Source organism: Bartonella sp. B39, from assembly GCF_053795145.1.
Map to the genome: position 1 here is coordinate 1,724,288 of NZ_CP200036.1, position 17,497 is coordinate 1,741,784.

Consider the following 17,497-nt stretch of genomic DNA (forward strand, 5'->3'; position numbering starts at 1 on the left):
AATCAGGACTGGTTTAGCATTTTTGATTATGTTTCTAATGATTCAGCATACATATGCCCAAGAAAAAATGAATAAGATAAATGTTCTCATAGGTTTGCAATATGGGCTCAGTATGATTATTCCTATTGTTGGTGCTGTTATTCTTTTATTTCTACTGCTTATTTATGCATTTAATTTCATCACAAAAGCCACATTCTTACGATGGGCGTTCAGTGTTATCATAGCTAGTGCAGCATTTTATATTAGCAGGATATTGTTTTACATCACTTAATTGGAGTTCATAATGAAACCACAAAAACATAAAACATTTCCCTTATTTAAAGGAGCGACTCGTGTTCCGACAATTTGGGGTGTCCCAATGATGCCGCTTATAATTATGACTGTGAGTGTAGCTGCCATCGCCATGACGGTAAGTATCTTTCTATGGATGATTGCACCACCACTCTGGTTCATTATGGCGCAAATTACCAAAAATGATGATAAAGCATTTCGAATTTGGTGGTTGTGGATCGATAGTAAATTCCGCAACCGCAATAAGAGCTTTTGGGGTGCATCAAGTTACAGCCCCTCTAACTACCGTAAAAGGAGATAAGTATGACGGCTGTTGAGAGCAACAAGCGTCTTGTATCAGAGACGCCGGTAAGCCTGTTTATACCCTATTCACACCATATTACAGATACAATTATTTCTACTAAAAACGCGGAATATTTATCGATTTGGAAAATTGATGGACGTTCACATCAAAGTGCTTCAGAAGAAGATATTTTTCAGTGGACTACGGAGCTAAACAACACTCTACGTGGTATTGCATCAGCTAATTTATCGTTGTGGACACATATTGTGCGCCGCCGTGTTTATGAATATCCTGCTTCAACATTTGATAAAATGTTTTGCCACCAACTTGATGAAAAATACCGGCAAAGCTTTACTGGTTATAACCTGATGGTTAATGATCTCTATTTGACCATCGTTTTTCAACCGGTAGCTGATAGAATTATGTCATTTTTTTCTCAGCATGAACGTGAGACGCTCGATCAAAAAAAGATGCGGCAAGAATCATGTATCAAAGCTCTCAATGATATCAACCGTACCTTAGGTGTATCATTTAAACGTTACGGTGCGGAACTTCTTGGTACTTATGAAAAAAATGGTCATGCTTATTCTTCTGCGCTTGAATTTCTCGGAATGCTTGTCAATGGCGAATATCGACCTATGCCGATTTGTTACGACCGTTTTTCTGACTATATATCTGTCAATCGACCTTTTTTCTCAAAATGGGGTGCTTTTGGTGAACTACGTACAACCAGTGGAATACGTCGATTTGGAATGATGGAAGTTAAGGAATACGACGCAACAACAAAACCAGGCCAATTGAATGTTTTGCTGGAAAGTGATTTTGAATTCGTATTGACACAGAGTTTTTCTGTACTCTCACGACATGCTGCTAAGGATTATTTGCAGCGACATCAGCGTAACCTTATCGATGCTCGCGATGTTGCAACAAGCCAAATTGAGCAAATTGACGAAGCACTGAATCAGCTTGTAAGCGGGCATTTTGTCATGGGTGAACATCATTGTACATTAACCATCTATGGAGACACAATTCAGCAAGTTCGCGACCATATGGCAAAAGCAAGTGCAGCTATGTTGGATGTTGCAGTATTGCCAAAGCCCGTAGATTTGGCCATAGAGGCCGGTTATTGGGCACAACTTCCCGGAAATTGGAAATGGCGACCACGCCCCGCACCAATTACATCATTGAATTTTTTGTCATTCTCATCCTTTCATAATTTTATGTCAGGTAAACCAACTGGAAATCCATGGGGGCCAGCAGTTACAATTTTTAAGACAACAAGTAAAACGCCGCTTTATTTCAATTTTCATGCCTCCAAACTTGAAGAAGACTCAACGAACAAGCGATTGCTCGGTAATACCGCACTCATTGGACAATCTGGTTCTGGTAAAACTGTACTGCTTGGATTTCTGTTAGCACAGGCGCAAAAATTCAAACCGACAACTGTTGTTTTTGACAAAGATCGCGGCATGGAAATTGCCATTCGGGCGATGGGTGGTCAATATCTGTCATTTAGAGCTGGTAGGCCAAGTGGTTTTAACCCGTTCCAACTTCCCCCCACACAAGACAATCTGATTTTTCTGAAACAATTTGTTAAAAAATTGGTGGAAATTGGTGGTGAAGTCACGCACCACGACGAAGAGGAAATTAATCAAGCCATCATATCTATTATGAGTAGCAGCATTGACAAATCACTGCGTCGCTTGTCTTTTCTGGTGCAATTTTTGCCAAATCCGCACTTAAGTGATTATAGTGCACATCCATCTGTTCACGCTCGCTTGATAAAATGGTGTGAAGGTGGTGATTATGGATGGTTATTTGATAATCCCCATGATGCACTCAACCTCTCGACACATCAAATTTACGGATTTGATATTACCGAATTCTTAGATAACCCAGAGACTCGTACTCCTGTTATGATGTATTTGCTTTATCGCACGGAAGGAATGATTAGTGGTCAACGGTTTATGTATATCTTTGATGAGTTTTGGAAATCTTTGCAAGATCCGTACTTTGAAGATTTGGCAAAGAACAAACAAAAAACTATCCGTAAACAAAATGGTATTTTTGTTTACGCTACACAAGAGCCCAGTGATACCCTAGAAAGCAATATTGCCAAGACACTCATTCAGCAATGTGCAACCTACATTTTTCTAGCTAATCCCAAAGCAAATTATGAGGATTACACAGAAGGCTTTAAATTAACAGACGCTGAATTTGAACTGATCAAAGGACTTGGTGAATTTAGTCGCCAGTTCCTCATCAAGCAGGGTGACCAATCCGCGCTTGCAGAGCTAAATCTCGGTAAATTCCATGTAAAAATCGATGGAGAAACCATCGAACACGACTTTAGTGATGAACTCTTGGTGTTATCAGGCACACCTGACAATGCAGAATTGGTTGAAAGCATCATCGCCGAAGTAGGCAATGATCCTGAAGTATGGTTACCAATTTTTTTGCAACATGTAAAAAAAGATAGGAGGGAAGTATGAAAAGAGTAATCATTGCAATAGTATTAGTAGTAACTTTAGGGACAACAAACTCAGTAAAAGCTTGGACGTGGGGAGCGGGAGCTGCAGATTTAGGTGCAGCAGTTCCAACAGGGTGGCCTAATTTCTGGGGTTCACCCCAAAAGCCTTCTATGCCAAAACACTATGTAGAAATCATTAATTTAATAAAACAACAGCTTAAGTTACACAAAGAGCATATCGAAAAAACAAAAGAAACTTACGATTCTATAACGGGAAAAGGGAAATTAAATATTGAGAAAGTAAACTATTCTAGTTTTTTTCTCAAAGATCCAAAATCGATCTATAATAAAGAAAAACGTTCAGAAATATCGGCATCACTCACAGACATGCAGCAAAAAGAAAGTCTGATAGGATCTGTCAGTGATATGCGTAAATCTATTGAAAAACGCATATTATATACAACAGCTATAAATAGGGATGTAAGTTTGAAGGCTTTTGAAAACACAGAAGCTCGTTTAAATCATATTTTAGTATTATTAAATAAAATCGATGAAGCGAATGATCTGAAAAGCATTGCTGAATTACAAGCACGCATTAAGGGTATGCTAGCCATGATTCAGAATGAAACTACGAAATTACAAATGATTGCACATTCACGCAACACTGAGCAAGAACTTATCAAACAGCAAAAACAGAAACGAAATCTAAAAATTCTGTCAAGTGAGAATAAAACAATGCCAACTATACGACCTATTCGCTGAAGTTTTTATCACAATTTTTTGTGTTATCAGTCCTTTGTGCTCATGGAAATAAAATTCGATGCATAATATCCAGTGTAATCTTAAAAGTTGGAGGAAATACAGGAAAAATTTGATCCACTTGCAAACGATTCCGATGAGAAGTGCCGATAGCAGAGTGCATAAATGTGCTATAAATCATATAATATGCATCCGTATTTCAAAGATAATAAAAAATTGAAAATTCGCTAAAGAGGAATATTATGGACTTTAAAATGTTCACGCAATTGTTCAATGCAATTGACATAGCGACAAAAACCTATGTTACAGACACTTCCTCAAAAGCGATTGTTGCAATTACACCGATCGTATCAATCGGCCTCACCATTGCCTTTATGGTATATGGATGGCTCATTATCCGTGGTGCAATAGATATGCCAATCTCTGGGTTCTTGAGCCGTTGCCTGCGTATAAGCATTATTGTTTCAATAGCACTAACTGCAGGGCTTTATCAAAATAAAATTGCAAATTTGATAACGGAAATGCCTAATCAACTTATAGATACACTCATACAAAATCCACAGATTAGAAATAGCAACCAATTCGCCGGTTTTATTGATAATGTCGCAAGAGTAGGATTCAAATATGCAAGTGACGCTTTTGAAGAAGCTGCTTTCTTGGATGCTGATGGGCTTCTTTACGGTCTCTTCGGTATCCTCATCTTGTTGGCAACAAGTTTTCTTGTGGCAATCAGCGGCGCATTCATCTTGCTAGCAAAAGTCGTGCTTATACTTCTTGTCGGACTTGGGCCACTCTTTATCATTGCTCTGCTCTGGCAACCAACCTATCGCTTTTTCGAACAATGGATAGCTCAAATCCTAGGCTATATAATTTTCATTGTGTTGATAGTCACTATATTCAGCCTGATGATGAGCATCTTTGAAAGTTATATGTCTGAACTGAAATTTGATGGAAGACAGAATGTAGGTTATGCACTTGGCGGTGCTCTCATCTTGTCCATTATCTCTATTGTACTGTTATTTAAACTATCAAGTGCTGCTAGTGCTTTGGCAAAAGGCATTACCTTTGGACATCTTTGGAAATTAAATGCTGTAGGAAGTAATACTCCTCGCAGAAGCCGTATGGCTAAATAGCCAAAATGTCTTTGTTATGCGGTGGAAAGTATCTACACCACCGTTGAATATTGCCGTAAATAAAGTAACAAAATTAAAAAAAGAGAGATAACAGCAAACTATATACTTTTTATTTTATAATCAAAATTGAAATAATGATAAAAAAATGTTATGGGAGTATGTTACAATTATAAAAGATGAATATTAAAATGAAAAAGATCATTTTTACAATTTTGATTGCCGGTCTTTTATCGGCTTGTGCATTAGCGCCAAAACTAAAGCAACCAAGTGGCTGGAACCGCGTGCCTATTAATAAAACAATTCCTGCCGAAATTCAGCGAGGAACAATATGAAAAAAAACAAGCTAAACCAATAAAAGCCGAACGACTTAATAGTTATTATGAAGAAAGTCGAGGTTTGGAACGTGAACTCATAGATGAGTTTGTGAGATCACCGGTAATTAAGCAATATAATTATCGATTTTTCTGTAGTATGTGCAAACTAAAAGGAATTGAACATGAAAAAGCTGATTATTACAGCAGTAATGAGTGTAATTCTTGGAACATCGTGTGCGGTATCGAAAAATTCGAATCAAGCACGAAATGATTTAATAAATTCAATAAAGCAAAAATACAATTCAGGTCAATTTGATAAAATAATGTATGATGAAATAAAAAATTCATTGCAAACCAAAGAAAACTATGGCAGATTGTTAAATCATGAGGAAGTTAGTAAAGAAATAATAGATAGATTTTGGGCGGATATTTCGTCGTATGATCAGCAAGGAAATCTGCAATACGTCCCCGAAAATCAAAATGGTGTTGTAAATTTGCAGTCACCAGTATCCAAACAAAACTCTGATACGCAGGGTGAAGATTTCGGACGCAAAATATATAATTCTATAACAGGTCTTCGGACAATTCCCATTGTACCAAAAAGTGATAGCAGTTGGTTTTTAACTGGACCACAATTCATCTACGATAAAAGTAAAAAGTCATATATTTCCAAACGAATTCCTGAATTAATCGATCAAATCATCGCAGAGGAAGATTATCGTGTATCTGACTTGCGTGAAACACGCGGTTCTCTTAGCGTGCGCAGCCAATATGCAGCAATAGTTGATAAAGCCGTAAGTCTGCGGACTTTTCAAGAAACAGAACAGCGCTTTGATCAGATCGTGCAGTTATTGATGAATGTCGGTAAAATGGAAGACCTAAAAAGCATTGCCGAACTGCAAGCACACATTAAGGGTATGCTAGCCATGATTCAGAATGAAACTACGAAATTACAAATGATTGCACATTTACGCAATGCTGAGCAAGAACTTATCAAACAGCAGAAACAGAAACGAAATCTAAAAATTCTGTCAAGTGAGAATAAAACAATGCCAACTATACGACCTATTCGCTGAAGTTTTTATCACAATTTTTTGTGTTATCAGTCCTTTGTGCTCATGGAAATAAAATTCGATGCATAATATCCAGTGTAATCTTAAAAGTTGGAGGAAATACAGGAAAAATTTGATCCACTTGCAAACGATTCCGATGAGAAGTGCCGATAGCAGAGTGCATAAATGTGCTATAAATCATATAATATGCATCCGTATTTCAAAGATAATAAAAAATTGAAAATTCGCTAAAGAGGAATATTATGGACTTTAAAATGTTCACGCAATTGTTCAATGCAATTGACATAGCGACAAAAACCTATGTTACAGACACTTCCTCAAAAGCGATTGTTGCAATTACACCGATCGTATCAATCGGCCTCACCATTGCCTTTATGGTATATGGATGGCTCATTATCCGTGGTGCAATAGATATGCCAATCTCTGGGTTCTTGAGCCGTTGCCTGCGTATAAGCATTATTGTTTCAATAGCACTAACTGCAGGGCTTTATCAAAATAAAATTGCAAATTTGATAACGGAAATGCCTAATCAACTTATAGATACACTCATACAAAATCCACAGATTAGAAATAGCAACCAATTCGCCGGTTTTATTGATAATGTCGCAAGAGTAGGATTCAAATATGCAAGTGACGCTTTTGAAGAAGCTGCTTTCTTGGATGCTGATGGGCTTCTTTACGGTCTCTTCGGTATCCTCATCTTGTTGGCAACAAGTTTTCTTGTGGCAATCAGCGGCGCATTCATCTTGCTAGCAAAAGTCGTGCTTATACTTCTTGTCGGACTTGGGCCACTCTTTATCATTGCTCTGCTCTGGCAACCAACCTATCGCTTTTTCGAACAATGGATAGCTCAAATCCTAGGCTATATAATTTTCATTGTGTTGATAGTCACTATATTCAGCCTGATGATGAGCATCTTTGAAAGTTATATGTCTGAACTGAAATTTGATGGAAGACAGAATGTAGGTTATGCACTTGGCGGTGCTCTCATCTTGTCCATTATCTCTATTGTACTGTTATTTAAACTATCAAGTGCTGCTAGTGCTTTGGCAAAAGGCATTACCTTTGGACATCTTTGGAAATTAAATGCTGTAGGAAGTAATACTCCTCGCAGAAGCCGTATGGCTAAATAGCCAAAATGTCTTTGTTATGCGGTGGAAAGTATCTACACCACCGTTGAATATTGCCGTAAATAAAGTAACAAAATTAAAAAAAGAGAGATAACAGCAAACTATATACTTTTTATTTTATAATCAAAATTGAAATAATGATAAAAAAATGTTATGGGAGTATGTTACAATTATAAAAGATGAATATTAAAATGAAAAAGATCATTTTTACAATTTTGATTGCCGGTCTTTTATCGGCTTGTGCATTAGCGCCAAAACTAAAGCAACCAAGTGGCTGGAACCGCGTGCCTATTAATAAAACAATTCCTGCCGAAATTCAGCGAGGAACAATATGAAAAAAAAACAAGCTAAACCAATAAAAGCCGAACGACTTAATAGTTATTATGAAGAAAGTCGAGGTTTGGAACGTGAACTCATAGATGAGTTTGTAAGATCACGCAGGACGGCATGGCGTGTAGCGAGCGTCGTTGGAATTTTTGGGTTGTTTGGTATGATGTGCGGAGTTGTCGGTTTTTCCCAACCAGCTCCCGCTCCCTTGGTGTTACGTGTTGATAATACAACTGGCGCGGTTGATGTAATTTCTGTAATACGCGAACATGAAACCAGTTATGGTGAAGTTGTAGATAGGTACTGGCTCAACCAGTATGTCCTTAACCGTGAAACTTACGATTACGACACCATTCAATTGAACTATGATACTGCAGCACTTTTAAGCGCACCAACTGTTCAGCAAGAATTTTATAAGATCTATGAAGGTGAAAATGCGCGTGACAAAGTGCTTTCCAACAAAGCACGCATCACAGTTAAAGTACGATCGATACAACCAAATGGACGTGGTCAAGCGACTGTGCGTTTTACAACACAACAACATGATAGCAATGGTGCAGTTGGAGCAAAACAACACCAGATCGCGACAATCGGATACACCTATGTTGGAGCGCCAATGAAATCATCTGATCGATTGCTTAATCCCCTTGGTTTCCAAGTGACAAGTTACCGTGCTGACCCGGAAATACTGTTGAATAATTAAGGAATTGATTATTATGAAAAAACTTGCGTTCGTTGCCCTACTGTCTTTGTTTTCCTCTCTTTATACGATACCCGTGCAAGCGCTTAAAACCCCATCTAATTCACAATATGATCACCGTATTCGCTACGTGACGTATAACATGGATGATGTGGTTCAAATTGAAACCGTTCTCGGTGTAGCGACACATATCATTCTTGAAGAAGGCGAACAGTATATCACCCACGCCTTTGGTGATTCGGATGCCTATGCCTTTGCGCATAAGGGACGGCATATCTTTATTAAGCCTAAAGCAGAACTTGCCAATACGAATCTCATCGTTGTAACTGACAAACGTAGCTACAAATTTCGACTACAGTTTCGAAATGACCGTGCTGGTTCCACCTATGAATTAGCTTTCCATTATCCCGATGCGAATACGCAAAAACCAGAGGAAAATAATCAACATCTTGCTATTGAGCGTGGTTTTCTCAAAGGTGTGAAAGGTTATAACCTCAATTATACCATGAGCGGCAATCAAGATATTGCTCCGATAAATGTTTGGGACAATGGACGCATTACTTATTTTAAATTTTCCGCCAACATGGATATGCCATCAGTCTACGTAGTAGATGCTGAAGGCAATGAAAGCTTAATACCGCGTACTGTTGTAGGCAGTTCCAACGATATTATCGCTGTTCATAAGATCAATCCTAAGTGGCTTATACGACTTGGCACACGCGCTTTAGCCGTTTTCAATGAAGCCTATGACCCTAATGGTATACCAAATACAACTGGAACGATATCTTCGGTGGTTCATCGCATCAATAAAGGAGAGAAATAATGTTCGACGATAAGAAAGGAGATGACATCAATAAAGGTGCGGAACTAAATTACACCGAGCAGGAACACATTGAGGGTGCATATGGTAGCTCCGAACTAATTTTAGAACGCCGTCCAACGATTCCTGGCGCACGTATATTGTTTATGATAGGATTTATTATCATAATCATTATACCGATTGCTCTAACCTGGAAAGCTTTAAAAATGCGTAATATTGTAGAGGTGGAAGAGGAAAAACCTCAAGAAACAGTGCAACAAATTATACCACACTATACTCCTCGCATTATAGAAGAGCCGAAGATTGTAGAAGAGATAGAAAAACCAACACAAACAGAAGATTCGACACAGGAGATTCCAGCGGCTTGGGCTAAACTTCTTCAAACAACGCTTCCGCCACATTTGGTTAAGGATTCTGAAGAATTAGCGCGCAGGCGTATGTTAAATTCTAGCCTTAATAGCGGTGGTAGTGAAGGTGCTGTAGAGTATTCGAAAAATAATACATCTTACAATTATAGGAATAGTGGTGCATTACTCAATAGCCTACAACCTATACGTTTAGATCAATCACACGCAGTTCAGCTTCGTAATCGTGATCTCCTGATTACGCAGGGAACACAAATGGATTGCACACTGGAAACGAAAATCATTACATCGCAACCGGGAATGACAACCTGTCATTTAACGCGTGATGTTTATTCTACGAGTGGCCGTGTTGTTTTACTAGACCGTGGTTCCAAAGTTGTTGGCTTTTACCAAAGCGGCTTACAACAAGGACAAGCGCGTGTCTTCGTGCAATGGTCGCGTATTGAAACGCCTTCTGGTGTTATTGTTAATCTTGACTCACCCGGTACTGGCCCTCTTGGAGAAGCTGGCATCGGTGGTTGGATTGATACACATTTTTGGCAACGGTTCGGTGGTGCAATCATGGTGAGTATAATCGGTGATTTGGGAGAGTGGGTAAAAGGCAAAATTGGTCAAAAAAGTAAAGAAAAAACACAATCTCAAGGTGTGCAGAATGCTGAATCGGTAGTGACTGACGTCCTTCAAAACTCTATCAACATTGTTCCAACACTTTACAAAAACCAAGGTGAAAGAGTGAATATTTTTGTTGCTCGTGATCTGGATTTCAGTAATGTCTACAGCCTCGTTACACGCTAACCCGATACAGAAAGATCAAGCAGTTGCACAACTTCTGCAACCACTTGATCATTTCTTGGAAGATCCGAAAATCACTGAATTATCAATCTGCCGTCCTTGTGAAGTGTGGGCAAAAAGCCTTGTAGGTTGGCAAGTACATAGCGTACCAGAATTAACAACTGCTTTTTTGCAGACACTTATCACAGCTATTATTGTTTATAACGGTATGGCTCCCAAAAGCATCAATTACGTGCGATTACCTGGAGGACAGCGTGGTACAATTATACAAACACCAGCTGTTATCGATGGTGCACTATCCTTTATGATTCGTAAACATTCCCTTACGGTTAAAACGCTAGAAGAACTCAACGATGAGGGTGTATTTGATGGCTTTACCGATGTAAGCTTTAATAAGCCTTCAGAAAAAGAAGCAAATAACTTATTATTGAAACAGGATTTCACACGATTAGAGCCATTTGAAGTTCAACTCCTGCAACTCAAACGTGATGGAAATATTCTTGAGTTTTTGAAAGAATGCGTACTTCATAAACGTAACATCATCATCGCGGGCAAAACAGGATCGGGTAAAACAACATTTGCTCGTTCCTTAATTGAAAATGTGCCTGTAGAAGAGCGTATTATCACGATTGAGGATGTCCATGAGCTTTTTCTACCCAATCATCCCAACCGTGTACATATGATTTATGGCAATGGTGCCGGTCGTGTTTCGGCTAATGAGTGCCTGGATGCGTGTTTACGTCAATCACCTGACCGCATTTTTCTTGCTGAGCTGCGTGGTAATGAGGCGTGGGAATATCTCAACTCGTTGAACACTGGTCATCCTGGTTCAATTACAACAACACACGCCAACAATGCTTTGCAAACATTTGAACGGTGTTCCACATTGATCAAAAGATCAGAGGTTGGTCGTCAACTCGAATTGGAAATGATAAAGGTAGTACTTTACACTACAGTGGATGTGATATTGTTCTTCAAAGATCGAAAACTTTCTGAAGTATTTTACGACCCAATTTTTTCTAAATCAAAGATAGTTTAAAAGAACCCACCAGTATCATAAAGGTCACAATAATCACAGCAATTTGTGGCGGCTTTTTATCAATTTTTGAAATAAGCTTCCACCTCCGCTTACTTTTCTGGTGAACCTTTCATGCTCTTATAACAAAGAAGGCGAAAAATTGATGATACAATTCCAAAGAAAAATCATTACACAACAAACATTTCAACAAAAGAGAGAGCTCTTAATTTACATATCAGCGTAATTTCTGTGCAATACCCATACCACAAAACCACAAGTGATTGTGGTATAACAACTTATCGTTCCAAAATTCCACGTTCTACTCTGTAATCATCAACACAGATGTTTTTCTATCAAATAACTTCTTCATATAATTTATCAATGTGTACAGCTTAATGCGTTATAAGTTCCGATTGAATAGTAACAAATTGCATTTTCAATTCGGTAATGGATAATATAACATGCTGCACCTCATTACCGTTTCATTACGAGCAATTGCCATTGAAGTCTTTTTTGCACCGTACTCTATTTTTTGCAGCAAACCAAACTTGTATCACAAAATATCTTGAAACAGATTTTATTGATTCTTGATGATAACTCACCCCATTTTTTGCTTCTTCTTTAGCATAATTTGCAGTATTGCAGGTTACTTCCTAACCATAGGAACGATTGTACAGGTAGGCTTTTGCTCTAAAATCATACACAGCCTATACTTCTCTACCCAAAGATTGTGAGAAAATAAAAACCTAAACTACAGCAAAAATTTCTATTTTTCATGAAGAAATGCAAAAGAATTGTAGTTTGGCACTAGGTTTTGTACTAAGTAGGAAGAGGTGGGATTAGTTAGGAATAGGTGGTAATTTGTTGTTTTTATGTACAATTTTTACCATTAAATGCGCGTTTTGTAAAATTAGATTTTGACAGCTAAAATTGCCCAAAAGAGCGAAAAAGAGCAAAAATCGGAATTTTGTGCTAAAAATGAGAGAAGTCTGTAAAAGGTCTTTGAAAATCCTTTGAAGAATTTTAAAAAGTCTGTGAAAGCCCAGAAAACCGGCTTTGAAAGACCTTTGAAAAAAATCAGACAAATCGCAAAAGCGATTCCAAAAACAACCAAAAATGACCAAAAAAGCAAAAAAGATTTTCATATCAGTTTTTCATTTTATAGAGGCATTAAGCCGTATTTTGTGTAGCTGTTAGATGTGCTCTTTCAGCTTCGATTTGACGTTTTAAATGCAATTTTAAAAGAGGGAAAGTTGCCTCTACTTCTTCCATGTCGTTGATGTTTTGAACAAGCTCTTGCAGTTTTCCATAAAGTTCCGCCGCGATTTCCGCTATATCTTCAGGGGGGAGTTTTATTTTTGCATCACGATAGGTCGTATAAGCTATGCGACCGAGCTTTTTCATGAGGCCAGAAGGAAGGATAGGTGCCTTAAAACCTGCTGCTTTAGCCTTTGCCATGTCACTAAACATTTCACCTTCACCAGTGAGAAGCCAATTGACGTCTATACCACAAATATTTTTGTAAATTACTAACATTGATGAAGGCGGTTCGCGTAAGCCAGTTTCATAATTATACATAGTACTTTCTGGTACTGTAAGATGATCAGCAAACTGCTTGCGTTGTGTAAAACCAAGAGCAAATCGTATTTCACATAACCGCTTTGCCAGTTCTGTTTTGGGTTTTTTTTCAGATATTGCCAAAAAAAATCACTCCAGATTTACATTTAGGGTTAATAAATTTATAAATGTAAATAATAACTCTTATTACCGCCCGATATAGCGGACATATATTCTACAATTAACCCGACAAAAAACGGATATTTGAGCATCCGTTTGAAGCAGGAGCGAAAGTTATAACCATCACCCAAACATGGGATCGCCATAGTATTCTAGCCGAGCTACGCCGTCGTAATATGACCTTGGCGGAACTCGCAAAAGCTTATCAATTATCGTCATCCAGTGTTCAACATATCTGGACACGGTCTAACGAGAAGGCTGAACGCGCTATTGCCGATTTTATCGGCTTGCCCGTTGAGCAGGTTTTTAGCGACCGCTACCCCAAAAGTCGCCGTCGCATTTTCAAAACAGCAAAACACGCTAATAAGAATGCAAAATTGGACGCCTATAAAAATTTATCAAAATTAAGCATAATTTCTATGAAAACTACAATCGTTTAAGCGACACCAATCCGTTACACTTATTTATTCCACATTCAAGACGTATTTTTCAACGAGGCATTGCTTTTACTCAAAACGATAGACATCCTTTTTTAAAAGACGATAAGTGCTTTTTTAAATTCGCACATAACAGCCAATAAATTTTTATAGATTAAACTTCATTCTTCAAAAAAAGCGAAAAAACCCTACATACCTTCTCGCCTTTTTCATAACTCTTATTAATTTGTCAATTTTTAAAAACGACGTTCAACCATGAGTTTTTTAATCTCAGCAATTGCTTTAGCTGGATTTAAACCCTTTGGACAAGTTTGCGTACAATTCATAATCGTATGGCATCGATAAAGCCGAAAAGGATCTTCTAGATTATCAAGACGCTCACCACACATCTCATCACGTGAATCAGCAATCCAGCGATAAGCTTGGAGCAAAATAGCTGGTCCCAAATAACGATCACCGTTCCACCAATAACTTGGACATGATGTCTGACAACATGCACACAAAATACACTCATAAAGACCATCAATTTTTTGGCGGTCGGAGTAACTTTGCAACCATTCTTTCGCAGGCTCAGGCGAAACAGTCTGCAACCAAGGTTCAATCACACGATGCTGCGCATAAAAGCGCTTCAAATCAGGAACCAAATCTTTGACAACCGGCATAGAAGGCAAAGGATACACCTTAATTGGATGTTTCACATCATCCATACCTTTAGTACAAGCCAGCGTATTAGTCCCATCAATATTCATCGCACATGACCCACAGATACCTTCACGGCACGATCGGCGAAGTGTCAAAGTTGGATCAATATGATTCTTGATAAACAAAAGTCCATCGAGAATCATCGGGCCACAAACTGAGCGGTCTACATAATAAGTATCAAGATGAGGATTTTCTTCATCATCAGGTGACCAACGGTAAACGTGAAATTCTGTCAGCTGCGTAGCGCCCTCAGGCTTAGGCCAAACCTTTCCAGCTTTTACTTGAGAATTTTTGGGAAGTCTAATTTGTACCATAACTCATTCTCCCCTTAATAAACACGTTTTTTAGGCGCAATGCGCTTTAAGTCGATACCACCATCTTCTTCAGATGTTAACGGATCAACATGAACAGGCCGATACGACAACGTCACCTTACCATCTTTTGACAAGTGCGAAAGCGTATGTTTACGCCAATTTTTGTCGTCACGCTCTGGATAATCTTCACGTGCATGGGCTCCCCGACTTTCTAGACGCGCCTCTGCAGAATAAACAGTCATGATTGCATTTGCCATCAGATTCTCAATCTCTAATGTTTCAACCAAATCAGAATTCCATATCAACGAACGATCCGTTACTTTGAGATCAGACAATTCACCCCAGATTTGGCTCATCCGCTGACATCCTTGTTGCAAAGAATCTTCAGTACGGAAGACAGCAGCATCTTCCTGCATAGTACGTTGCATTTTTTCACGCAACACAGCTGTTGGCATCGCTCCTTTAGCAAAGCGTAAACGATCAAAACGAGCTATAATTTTGTCAACAGCGTCCTCATTAAGAGGAGGAATTTCCGCATCTCGATCAATCACTTCACCGGCACGAATTGCAGCTGCACGACCAAACACAACAAGATCAATTAATGAATTTGACCCCAAACGATTAGCACCATGAACAGAAGCACATCCAGCTTCTCCCACCGCCATCAAACCCGGTTGAACACGATCAGGCGAATCAGGGGTTGGATTGAGAACTTCCCCATAGTAATTTGTGGGAATACCACCCATGTTATAATGAACCGTTGGAAGGATGGGGATAGGCTCTTTTGTTACATCAACCCCTGCAAAAATCCGTGCTGATTCAGAAATCCCCGGCAAACGCTCGTGCAATATAGCGGGATCAATATGGTTAAGAACCAAATGGATATGATCTTTTCTTGGCCCAACACCACGACCTTCACGAATTTCAAGCGTTATACAACGAGAAACCAAATCACGTGAAGCCAAATCTTTAAAGGAAGGGGCATACCGCTCCATAAATCGTTCACCCTCAGAATTGACCAAATAGCCCCCTTCACCACGCGCTCCTTCTGTGATTAAACAACCAGAACCATAAATACCTGTAGGATGGAATTGAACAAATTCCATATCCTGAAGCGGCAATCCAGCACGCGCAATCATTCCACCACCATCACCCGTACAGGTATGCGCCGATGTTGCCGAAAAATAAGCACGTCCATATCCACCAGTTGCGAGAACAACCATCTTGGCAGAAAAACGGTGCATTGTACCATCATCAAGATTCCACGCCACAATGCCCGTACACACACCATCAGTCATGATTAAATCAAGCGCAAAATATTCAATAAAAAACTGCGCATTATGTTTTAAGCTCTGCCCATAAAGCGTATGCAAGATCGCATGTCCCGTGCGATCAGCTGCTGCACAAGTGCGTTGGACTGGTGGCCCTTCTCCAAACTCTGTCGTATGTCCACCAAAGGGGCGTTGATAAATTTTGCCTTCTTGCGTACGCGAAAACGGTACCCCATAATGTTCTAATTCATACACAGCAGCCGGTGCGTTACGCACCAAATATTCCATTGCATCGGTATCACCCAACCAATCAGATCCCTTTACCGTATCATACAAGTGCCACTGCCAATTGTCAGGCCCCATATTGGAAAGTGATGCCGCAATACCACCCTGTGCTGCAACCGTATGCGACCTAGTTGGAAAAACTTTTGTGATACACGCTGTCTTTAATCCCTGTTCAGCCATACCAAGTGTTGCACGCAAACCAGCACCACCTGCTCCAACAACAACAACATCAAATTTATGATCCACATAGTGATAAGGGGCGTTACTTACTCCAACGCTCAGAGACGATCCAGTGTCTACCATATTGTCTAAACCCCTAATGCAATTTTCAAAAGAGAAAAAATGATTACACCACCAAGAACAAAACAAAATAAAACGTTCAACGCTAAAAATAATATCCGCACGCTTTCATGCCGAATATAATCTTCAATAACAACTTGCATTTCAAGTTTCATATGATAAAGGGCTGAAAAAGTTAGCAGTCCCATTGAAATAGCAACAAGAGGATGTGCAAGCCGCGCACGCACGATACTATAATCATTCCCAATAAGTGACAGAATAAGAACGATAAAAAAAACAAAAAACGGCAGATTAATAAAACTTGTCAAACGCTCTAGCCAAAAATGTTCTGTTCCCTCATGCGCACTCCCAAGTCCACGCACTTTTCCAAGTTCTGTTCGAAAATCTTTTTTCATACCTTTTTCCACCCCCAGCTAGACGATGCTATATCCAATAATCCAAATCGTAAAAGTAATAATAAGAGAAATAAAAACTGTTGCCCAAGCCGTTGCTGTTGCCTTTTTTTTATCCAAAAGGCAAGGCTTCATATCCCAAGCAATATGGCGGATACTACCAACCATGTAATGAACTCCAGCAAGCGTATAAAGAAACAAAATACAAAGCCCAAGAAAAGAACTATAAATCCCATGAACTGTTTTAAAAGCCTCGGCCCCACAAGCAATGGAAACGAGCCAAATGGCGAGAAAGACCATTCCAAAATAAAGAGCCATACCGGTGATACGATGCGCGATCGACATCGCCATAGTGATGGACCAGCGATAAATACTCACATGTGGGGAACGAGGGCGCTCTTTTATCCTAGTTGTCTCTGCCATAAAATATCCTGACCTAGTTTTCACTGCAACCGTATCATGATCGAAAAGACTCGCGCAAAACGACCAAGTACATTATGTTTCCACTTAATTTGGCACCTAAAGAGCCAATATTTACAGGTCGGTTATCTCAAATAACGGATTAAAGGTCACGCATAAAAAAA

At 39.1% G+C, this 17,497-nt stretch carries 18 protein-coding genes; 13 read left to right on the top strand and 5 right to left on the bottom strand.

All coding sequences use genetic code 11. From position 1 onward, the window contains the following. Nucleotides 1-283: 283 nt before the first annotated feature. The 12 genes from V4P57_RS07870 (at nt 284) to virB11 (ending at nt 11,496) form a co-directional block, all read left to right on the top strand. On the top strand, nt 284-592 hold the full coding sequence (locus V4P57_RS07870; RefSeq protein ID WP_455465980.1) for a type IV secretion system protein VirB3: 309 nt from the start codon (nt 284-286) through the stop codon (nt 590-592). 2 nt (nt 593-594) lie between these two features. Next, nucleotides 595-3,066 (top strand): VirB4 family type IV secretion/conjugal transfer ATPase, encoded by a 2,472-nt coding sequence (locus V4P57_RS07875; protein ID WP_455465981.1) that lies wholly within the window; start codon nt 595-597, stop codon nt 3,064-3,066. After that, nucleotides 3,063-3,806, top strand: coding sequence for a type IV secretion system protein (locus tag V4P57_RS07880; protein WP_455465982.1), 744 nt, complete (start codon nt 3,063-3,065; stop codon nt 3,804-3,806). Before V4P57_RS07875 ends, V4P57_RS07880 begins: the two co-directional genes overlap by 4 nt. Before the next feature lie 239 nt (nt 3,807-4,045). Next, on the top strand, nt 4,046-4,936 hold the full coding sequence (locus tag V4P57_RS07885) for a type IV secretion system protein (RefSeq protein WP_455465983.1): 891 nt from the start codon (nt 4,046-4,048) through the stop codon (nt 4,934-4,936). A gap of 188 nt (nt 4,937-5,124) precedes the next feature. Beyond that, complete coding sequence (locus V4P57_RS07890; RefSeq protein WP_455465984.1) at nt 5,125-5,268, top strand: lipoprotein; 144 nt, start codon at nt 5,125-5,127, stop codon at nt 5,266-5,268. 164 nt (nt 5,269-5,432) lie between these two features. Next, nucleotides 5,433-6,326, top strand: a complete 894-nt coding sequence (locus tag V4P57_RS07895) for a type IV secretion system protein (protein WP_455465985.1) — start codon at nt 5,433-5,435, stop codon at nt 6,324-6,326. 239 nt (nt 6,327-6,565) lie between these two features. Beyond that, nucleotides 6,566-7,456 carry a type IV secretion system protein gene (locus tag V4P57_RS07900; RefSeq protein ID WP_455465983.1) on the top strand — a complete coding sequence of 297 codons (891 nt, stop codon included), beginning with the start codon at nt 6,566-6,568 and terminating at the stop codon, nt 7,454-7,456. Between the two features lie 188 nt (nt 7,457-7,644). After that, nucleotides 7,645-7,788 carry a lipoprotein gene (locus tag V4P57_RS07905; RefSeq protein WP_455465984.1) on the top strand — a complete coding sequence of 48 codons (144 nt, stop codon included), beginning with the start codon at nt 7,645-7,647 and terminating at the stop codon, nt 7,786-7,788. Next, entirely contained in the window at nt 7,785-8,483 is a 699-nt protein-coding gene (locus V4P57_RS07910) for a virB8 family protein (RefSeq protein WP_455465986.1), read from the top strand. Before V4P57_RS07905 ends, V4P57_RS07910 begins: the two co-directional genes overlap by 4 nt. 13 nt (nt 8,484-8,496) lie before the next feature. After that, complete coding sequence (gene virB9 / locus V4P57_RS07915; RefSeq protein ID WP_455465987.1) at nt 8,497-9,303, top strand: P-type conjugative transfer protein VirB9; 807 nt, start codon at nt 8,497-8,499, stop codon at nt 9,301-9,303. After that, complete coding sequence (gene virB10 / locus V4P57_RS07920; RefSeq protein WP_455465988.1) at nt 9,303-10,460, top strand: type IV secretion system protein VirB10; 1,158 nt, start codon at nt 9,303-9,305, stop codon at nt 10,458-10,460. Before virB9 ends, virB10 begins: the two co-directional genes overlap by 1 nt. Then, the gene (gene virB11, locus V4P57_RS07925) at nt 10,435-11,496 is read left to right on the top strand and encodes a P-type DNA transfer ATPase VirB11 (protein ID WP_455465989.1); all 1,062 of its coding nucleotides are present in this window, start codon (nt 10,435-10,437) and stop codon (nt 11,494-11,496) included. The genes virB10 and virB11 overlap by 26 nt, the downstream gene beginning before the upstream one ends. A 1,149-nt stretch (nt 11,497-12,645) precedes the next feature. On the opposite strand, the gene V4P57_RS07930 is transcribed toward virB11, so the two are convergent. Beyond that, on the bottom strand, nt 12,646-13,176 hold the full coding sequence (locus V4P57_RS07930; protein WP_455465990.1) for a helix-turn-helix domain-containing protein: 531 nt from the start codon (nt 13,174-13,176) through the stop codon (nt 12,646-12,648). Nucleotides 13,177-13,328: 152 nt separating this feature from the next. Between V4P57_RS07930 and V4P57_RS07935 the strand changes: the two genes are divergently transcribed. Continuing rightward, entirely contained in the window at nt 13,329-13,652 is a 324-nt protein-coding gene (locus V4P57_RS07935) for a helix-turn-helix domain-containing protein (protein ID WP_455466987.1), read from the top strand. A 233-nt stretch (nt 13,653-13,885) separates the two neighbouring features. On the opposite strand, the gene V4P57_RS07940 is transcribed toward V4P57_RS07935, so the two are convergent. Genes V4P57_RS07940 through sdhC form a run of 4 tightly spaced genes read right to left on the bottom strand, consistent with a single transcriptional unit; the run spans nt 13,886 to nt 17,336 of the window. Further along, nucleotides 13,886-14,665, bottom strand: coding sequence for a succinate dehydrogenase iron-sulfur subunit (locus V4P57_RS07940; RefSeq protein ID WP_455465991.1), 780 nt, complete (start codon nt 14,663-14,665; stop codon nt 13,886-13,888). Between the two features lie 14 nt (nt 14,666-14,679). Continuing rightward, nucleotides 14,680-16,524 carry a succinate dehydrogenase flavoprotein subunit gene (gene sdhA / locus V4P57_RS07945; RefSeq protein ID WP_455465992.1) on the bottom strand — a complete coding sequence of 615 codons (1,845 nt, stop codon included), beginning with the start codon at nt 16,522-16,524 and terminating at the stop codon, nt 14,680-14,682. A 5-nt stretch (nt 16,525-16,529) separates the two neighbouring features. Beyond that, nucleotides 16,530-16,916, bottom strand: a complete 387-nt coding sequence (gene sdhD, locus V4P57_RS07950; protein WP_455465993.1) for a succinate dehydrogenase, hydrophobic membrane anchor protein — start codon at nt 16,914-16,916, stop codon at nt 16,530-16,532. A gap of 18 nt (nt 16,917-16,934) precedes the next feature. After that, nucleotides 16,935-17,336, bottom strand: coding sequence for a succinate dehydrogenase, cytochrome b556 subunit (sdhC, locus tag V4P57_RS07955; RefSeq protein WP_455465994.1), 402 nt, complete (start codon nt 17,334-17,336; stop codon nt 16,935-16,937). Between the last annotated feature and the right edge of the window lie 161 nt (nt 17,337-17,497).

Coding starts and splice junctions, on each gene's coding strand:
- V4P57_RS07870 (WP_455465980.1), top strand. CDS start 284: ATGAAACCACAAAAACATAAAACATTTCCCTTATTTAAAGGAGCGACT.
- V4P57_RS07875 (WP_455465981.1), top strand. CDS start 595: ATGACGGCTGTTGAGAGCAACAAGCGTCTTGTATCAGAGACGCCGGTA.
- V4P57_RS07880 (WP_455465982.1), top strand. CDS start 3,063: ATGAAAAGAGTAATCATTGCAATAGTATTAGTAGTAACTTTAGGGACA.
- V4P57_RS07885 (WP_455465983.1), top strand. CDS start 4,046: ATGGACTTTAAAATGTTCACGCAATTGTTCAATGCAATTGACATAGCG.
- V4P57_RS07890 (WP_455465984.1), top strand. CDS start 5,125: ATGAAAAAGATCATTTTTACAATTTTGATTGCCGGTCTTTTATCGGCT.
- V4P57_RS07895 (WP_455465985.1), top strand. CDS start 5,433: ATGAAAAAGCTGATTATTACAGCAGTAATGAGTGTAATTCTTGGAACA.
- V4P57_RS07900 (WP_455465983.1), top strand. CDS start 6,566: ATGGACTTTAAAATGTTCACGCAATTGTTCAATGCAATTGACATAGCG.
- V4P57_RS07905 (WP_455465984.1), top strand. CDS start 7,645: ATGAAAAAGATCATTTTTACAATTTTGATTGCCGGTCTTTTATCGGCT.
- V4P57_RS07910 (WP_455465986.1), top strand. CDS start 7,785: ATGAAAAAAAAACAAGCTAAACCAATAAAAGCCGAACGACTTAATAGT.
- virB9 (WP_455465987.1), top strand. CDS start 8,497: ATGAAAAAACTTGCGTTCGTTGCCCTACTGTCTTTGTTTTCCTCTCTT.
- virB10 (WP_455465988.1), top strand. CDS start 9,303: ATGTTCGACGATAAGAAAGGAGATGACATCAATAAAGGTGCGGAACTA.
- virB11 (WP_455465989.1), top strand. CDS start 10,435: ATGTCTACAGCCTCGTTACACGCTAACCCGATACAGAAAGATCAAGCA.
- V4P57_RS07940 (WP_455465991.1), bottom strand. CDS start 14,665: ATGGTACAAATTAGACTTCCCAAAAATTCTCAAGTAAAAGCTGGAAAG.
- sdhA (WP_455465992.1), bottom strand. CDS start 16,524: ATGGTAGACACTGGATCGTCTCTGAGCGTTGGAGTAAGTAACGCCCCT.
- sdhD (WP_455465993.1), bottom strand. CDS start 16,916: ATGAAAAAAGATTTTCGAACAGAACTTGGAAAAGTGCGTGGACTTGGG.
- sdhC (WP_455465994.1), bottom strand. CDS start 17,336: ATGGCAGAGACAACTAGGATAAAAGAGCGCCCTCGTTCCCCACATGTG.